The sequence below is a fragment of the Microbacterium sp. UBA3394 genome, assembly GCF_002358725.1.
GTDB lineage: Bacteria > Actinomycetota > Actinomycetes > Actinomycetales > Microbacteriaceae > Microbacterium > Microbacterium luteum.
On sequence record NZ_DEPK01000062.1, the window covers coordinates 1 to 5,272 of the forward strand.

Here is a 5,272-nt window from a genome sequence, read left to right on the forward strand (position 1 = left end):
TCCACGAAACCCGGGGCGCTTCATACGGCCGGCCGAGCCCCGCGTCGCGGGCGCGCACGATCGCCTCGGCGCGATCGGCGACCTGCAGCTTCGTGAAGATGTTGGACACGTTGTTGCGCACCGTCTTGGGGGAGAGGAACAGCGCCTGCGCGATCTGCGGGTTCGACCGTCCGGCTGCGAGCAGGTCGAGGATCTCCCGCTCCCGCGGCGTGAGCTGCGGGAACACCTCGGCGGACGGCGCCGTGGACGGACCGGCGGCGAAGAACTCCGCCACCCGACGCGCGATCGCCGCGCCGAAGACCAGCTCGCCCCCGGCCACCGTGGTGATCGCGGCGAAGATCTGCTGCTGACTCGCGCCCTTCACGAGATAGCCGCGGGCTCCGGCGCGCATCGCGGCGAACACCGTCTCATCGTCTTCCGACATCGTGAGGATGACCACCGCGAGGTGCGGATGCCGCGCGACGACCTCGCGCGTGGCTGCGAGACCGTCGAGTCGTGGCATCTGCACATCCATCACGACGACATCGGCATCGGAGGCATCGACGACCTCGATCGCCTCGGCACCGTCGCTCGCGGTCGCGACGACCCGCACCCCGTCCATCGACTCCAGCAGCATCGAGAGGCCGTCGCGGTAGACCGGGTGGTCGTCGACGAGCACCACGCGGATCGGTTCATCGGACATCGGCGGTGATCCCTTCGGGTGTGGTGTCGGTGGGAGCAGAAGCGGGCGGGGTGAACGGCAGACGGGCGCGGATGAGCGTGCCGCCGTCCGGGCGAGAGGTGATCTCGAGGGTGCCGCCGAGCTCCGCCGCGCGCTCGCGCTGCGATCGCAGGCCGACGCCGGTGGAGGACGGGGCGGTAGCGGGGGAGAGCGCGGTCGCGGAGGCGATGCCGTGTCCGTCGTCGCGGATGTCGAGCTGCAGCATCCGCTCGCTCTGAGACAGCACCACCTGGACCCGCTGCGCGCCGGAGTGCTTGCGTGCGTTCGTCAGCGCCTCGGAGGCGATGCGGAACGCGGCGACCTCGACCGCCGGCGGGAGATCGTGCGGCACATCGCCGGAGACCTCGGCGATCAGGCCGCCGCCGGTCAGCCGCGCGGCCTGCTGCTCGAGGGCGCTGCGGAGGCCGAGGTCGTCGAGTGCCGGAGGGCGCAGGCCCTGCACGATGCGGCGGATCTCGTCGATCACCTCGGACTGGTCGGCGATGGCCGCATCCACGAGCCCCAGCGAACGCGCCGGGTCGCGATCGGCGAGGTTCCGCGCCGTCTCCAGGCGCAGCTTGACGCCGGCGAGGAGCGGGCCGAGGCCGTCGTGCAGCTCGCGGCGGAGGCGTGAGCGCTCCTCTTCACGGGCGAGCACGAGGCGCTCGCGGTTCGCCTGCAGCTCGCGGCCGAGCTCGGCGCCCCGCAGGGATGCGGCGGCGAGGCGCACGAGGTCGCCGAGGAGCCACTGGTCCCGGGTCGAGACGACGGGGCGGCCGCCGGGTTCGATGAAGATGCGGCCGATCATCTCGCCGCCGTGGTCGATCGGCACCTCGGCGGCATCCTTCATCGGAGTGCCGTGCACGGCGACCATCGCCTCGGCGCCGGGGCGGTCCAGTTCGACGCGCACCGACCGCGAGCCGAACGCCTCGGCGATAGCCGCTGCGAGCTCGGCCAGCTGGCCGGGCGCATCCGGTGCCTGATCGAGCCGGTCGCCGAGCGAGGACACGACCGCGTACGGGTCGCCGCGGCGTCCGCTGACGAGACGGTTCGCGACGGCGAACAGGCGTCCGCGCAGGGGAGCGAAGGCCACCGTCACGGCGACAACCGCCAGCAGCATCGCCACGCGATCATCGATTGCGCTGCCGACGGCGACGACGATGAGCACATCGATGGCGATGATGCCGGCGATGAGGAGGGCATAGACGAGGGTCCATGACAGCAGCCGGTCGATCGCGTAGAGGCGGTAGCGGGTCACGGCGATCACCACCGATGCGCTGACCAGTCCGATCGTGACCGCCAGCAGCAGGTCGACGACGACCGTCGGCACGACCGGGAAGACGAACAGCAGCGCCGCGGTGAAGATGAGCGCCGACCACACCAGCCAGCGCAGCTGCGCACGCTGCTCCGCGGTGGCGCCGAAGCGGCGGCTGATGCATACCAGCAGCGCGAGGAGCAGGCTGACGCCGAGGCACGGGATGCCGGCGCCGAGCAGCAGCATCCATGCCTCGAGGGGAAGCGGCAGGGTCGGCAGCGGCTGCTCGAAGGCGTCGAGCAGGGCGGTGCGATCGTCGTTGTCGAGGCTGAGGGCCGCGCGCGGGGCGAAGAGGAACGCGAACGGCATCACGAGGCCGAGCGCGAGGGAGACGATCGAGACCACGCGCCACACTCCGGCGCGCAGTCGACCGTCGGGGAAGAGCAGCAGAAGCAGCACGATCGGCAGGATGAGCACCGCGCCGGCGCGGCTGAAGAACCAGAACGCCGGCACCGCCCACCACGCCGAGCGGTCGTGGTACCAGGCGAGGTTGACGGCCGCCGCGGCCATCCCGTCGAGGACCCACAGGGTTCCGAACGCGGTGAGCACAACGGCGATCGGGTGCCACGGCAGCCGCCACAGCAGCAGGGCTCCCGGGATGAGCATCGCCGCCCCGGGCAGCACGCCCGACCATCCCGACGACACCGGGGGCTCGGGGTGGGTCGGGAGCACTGCGATGTCGAGGGCGATCGCCACGACCGCCGAGAGCGCCGAGACGGCGACGGCGACGAGCGTCGCGGCGCGGCTCGCGAACTCGCGTGTCATTCGCTCATCGTGCCGCACGGAGTGTCCCGGTGTCACGGGACACGAGTCCCGGGTTCCAGGTGGGCGGGGCCGGGCGGCGCCGGGCGGCGCGTTTCGTCTCGCTCCGCTCGCTCAACGACCAGGCGGGCAGGCGGGGCCGGGCGGGGGACGTCGGTCAGCGAAACGTTCGGTGAACAACGCAGGAGATTCGGGGGGTGCGGGGCTTCCGCCGCGGGTCTGCGACCGTATCGTCGGCAGATCTCATGCGTTGTTGACGGTCGGTGGGTCAGCCGGTGGCGATCAGGGGAGCTGATCCGGTGATCGTGACCGTGACCGATCCGGTGCGGCCGCTTTCGCCGATGACGACGATCTCGTGCACACCGGGTTCGACCGACGTCGGCACGGTGATGCGGGTCGACAGGGATCCGTCCGCATCCGTGGTGAAGCTCGCGACCCGGACCGGCGCGGAGTGCACCTCGACGTCGACCCGCTCGCCCGCGCGGAAGCCGGTGGCGTCGAGCTGCACCGACTCGCCGGCGGCGAGCGAGGTGCGATCGACGGTGACCTCGACCGAGAGGGGCGACAGTTCCGCATCCACGGTCTGGATTCCGTAGGGCTGCATGGCGACGGCTCGCGTCACCGGCTCGAAGCCCTCCATCTCGAAGACGATCTTGTAGCCGCCGGGGGCGACTCCGACGATGCGGTAATCACCGTTCGCCATCGTCGTGACGCGACGCGTGGTTTCCGAGGAGTCGTTCGGCACGGCACTGACTGTGGCTCCGGGCAACGGGTTTCCGGTTTCGGCCTCGGTGACGGTGCCGGTGACTTCGCCTGCGGCGGTCTGGTCATCGTCCGGCGCGGGTGAGGCAGTCGACGAGACCGTCGGCGACGCCGTGGGCGATGCGGAGGAGCCGGGTGCCGGCACGGTCTCGGCCGACGCGACGGAGGCGCCGATGCCGACGGCGAGAACCACGGTGGCGCTCGCGGCCAACACGGGTGCGAGGATTCGGCGGACGGACGTGGATCTGCGGGCAGGAGAGATCACGGAAGGTTCCTTCGCTCGGGTTCGAAGAGTCGAGTCCGAGGCTAGCGAGATCGTCGCCGGTCGCCCGGAACGTTACGCAACCGAAACGAGCTGTTCAGCCGTCGACGTGCCCGGGGTGGGTGGCCTCAGCCGGTCGCGACCAGTGGCGCAGCTGCGACCACGGTGACGGTGATCGATGCGGTGCGCCCGCTCTCACCGATCAGCACGACGTCGTGCGTGCCCGGGGTCGTGTCGGAGGGCACGGCGATCGTACCGGAGAGGGCGCCGGCGTCATCCGCGGCGAGGGTGCCGAGGCTGACCGGCGTCGAGTGGAGTTCGACCTCGACCCGCTCGTTTCCGAGGAAGCCTTCGGCGTCAAGCTGCAGGGTCTCGCCGGCGGTCACCGTCTGCCGATCCAGGCGAAGGCTCACGTTCGACAGCGACATGTCGACGTCGACGGTCGTGGTCAGTCCGACCCGCACCTGGGCGGTTCGCGTCACGGTTTCGAATCCCGTCAGCGAGAACGTGAAGGTGTACTCGCCGGGAGCAACCTCCCGCAGGTGGAAGGCGCCGTTGGCCTGCGTGACGGTCTCCTGCCTCACGCCCGGCTGTGTCGGCACGGCGACCACGGTGACACCGGGCAGTGCGGCTCCGGATGCGGCGATCACGACCGACCCGCGCACATCGCCCGTCTCGAGGTTCTCGTCCGTTGGTGCGGAGGTGGCGGACGGCGTCGGTGCCGCCGTGGGGGAGGAGCTCGCCCCCGGGCTCGGGACGGTCTCGGCCGATGCCACCGACGTCCCGATGCCCACCGTCAGGGCGGCGGCGAGAAACACGGAGGCCAGGGCAACCCCTCGAGAGGCGGGCGACCGTCGACGGGCGTGCGTGGTCACGGGCGGGCTCCTTCGATCGGGTACCAGGGCGCTCCGACCGAGGCTATCGGACGATCAGGCCGCCTCATCCGCCCCCGAGGAGGCACGCACCCGGAACCACAGACTGATCTCGCGCACCGCCCGCATGATGCGGGTGCGCTCAGCCGAGGCGTCGAGGTCGGTGAAGGTGTCGCGGAAACCGTCGGGCAGCGACGTGCGCGGCATCGCCATCGGCTGGAAGCCCATGCTCCAGTCGGAGAACTCGCGCACCTCGATCGGCTCGTCGAGGATCACGCTCATGTCGGTGTGGCGCGGATCGGCCCGGATCTCGTCAACCAGATCGTGCACCGCACTGCGCGCGCCCTCGAGGATCTGCACGAACTGGCCCTCGCGGTACAGCAGCATGCCCGTCACATCCAGCCGCGCGTTGTTGTCGCGAGCGCGCGTGAGGATGGCGTGCAGGGCGGCGTCGTCCAGCGGCGCCGTCGCGGTGCTGATGTAGACGAGCGAGATGAGGCGATCGTCATCGGTCGTCGCCGGCTTGGCCTCGGGCGGAGTCATAGGGCCGCCTCGAGGGGTGCGTCGGCGGCGTGGTGGTCGATCAGGATCCGCATCGC

General features: G+C 71.0%; 5 protein-coding genes. All 5 read right to left on the reverse strand.

From position 1 onward, the window contains the following. The coding region (locus B4E30_RS03420) for a response regulator transcription factor (protein ID WP_286793498.1) at positions 1-682 on the reverse strand (682 nt) is incomplete at its 3' end. After that, complete coding sequence (locus tag B4E30_RS03425) at positions 672-2,780, reverse strand: sensor histidine kinase (protein WP_286793499.1); 2,109 nt, start codon at positions 2,778-2,780, stop codon at positions 672-674. The genes B4E30_RS03425 and B4E30_RS03420, both read right to left, overlap by 11 nt. A gap of 265 nt (positions 2,781-3,045) precedes the next feature. Then, positions 3,046-3,753, reverse strand: a complete 708-nt coding sequence (locus tag B4E30_RS03430) for a carboxypeptidase-like regulatory domain-containing protein (protein WP_286793500.1) — start codon at positions 3,751-3,753, stop codon at positions 3,046-3,048. 176 nt (positions 3,754-3,929) lie between these two features. Further along, complete coding sequence (locus B4E30_RS03435; protein WP_286793501.1) at positions 3,930-4,676, reverse strand: carboxypeptidase-like regulatory domain-containing protein; 747 nt, start codon at positions 4,674-4,676, stop codon at positions 3,930-3,932. Positions 4,677-4,730: 54 nt separating this feature from the next. Continuing rightward, positions 4,731-5,216, reverse strand: coding sequence for a BLUF domain-containing protein (locus tag B4E30_RS03440; protein WP_286793502.1), 486 nt, complete (start codon positions 5,214-5,216; stop codon positions 4,731-4,733). Positions 5,217-5,272: the final 56 nt, after the last annotated feature.

Bases quoted from the DNA above. Each gene is read 5' to 3' on its own strand.
- B4E30_RS03425 (WP_286793499.1), bottom strand. From the start codon at position 2,780: ATGACACGCGAGTTCGCGAGCCGCGCCGCGACGCTCGTCGCCGTCGCC.
- B4E30_RS03440 (WP_286793502.1), bottom strand. From the start codon at position 5,216: ATGACTCCGCCCGAGGCCAAGCCGGCGACGACCGATGACGATCGCCTC.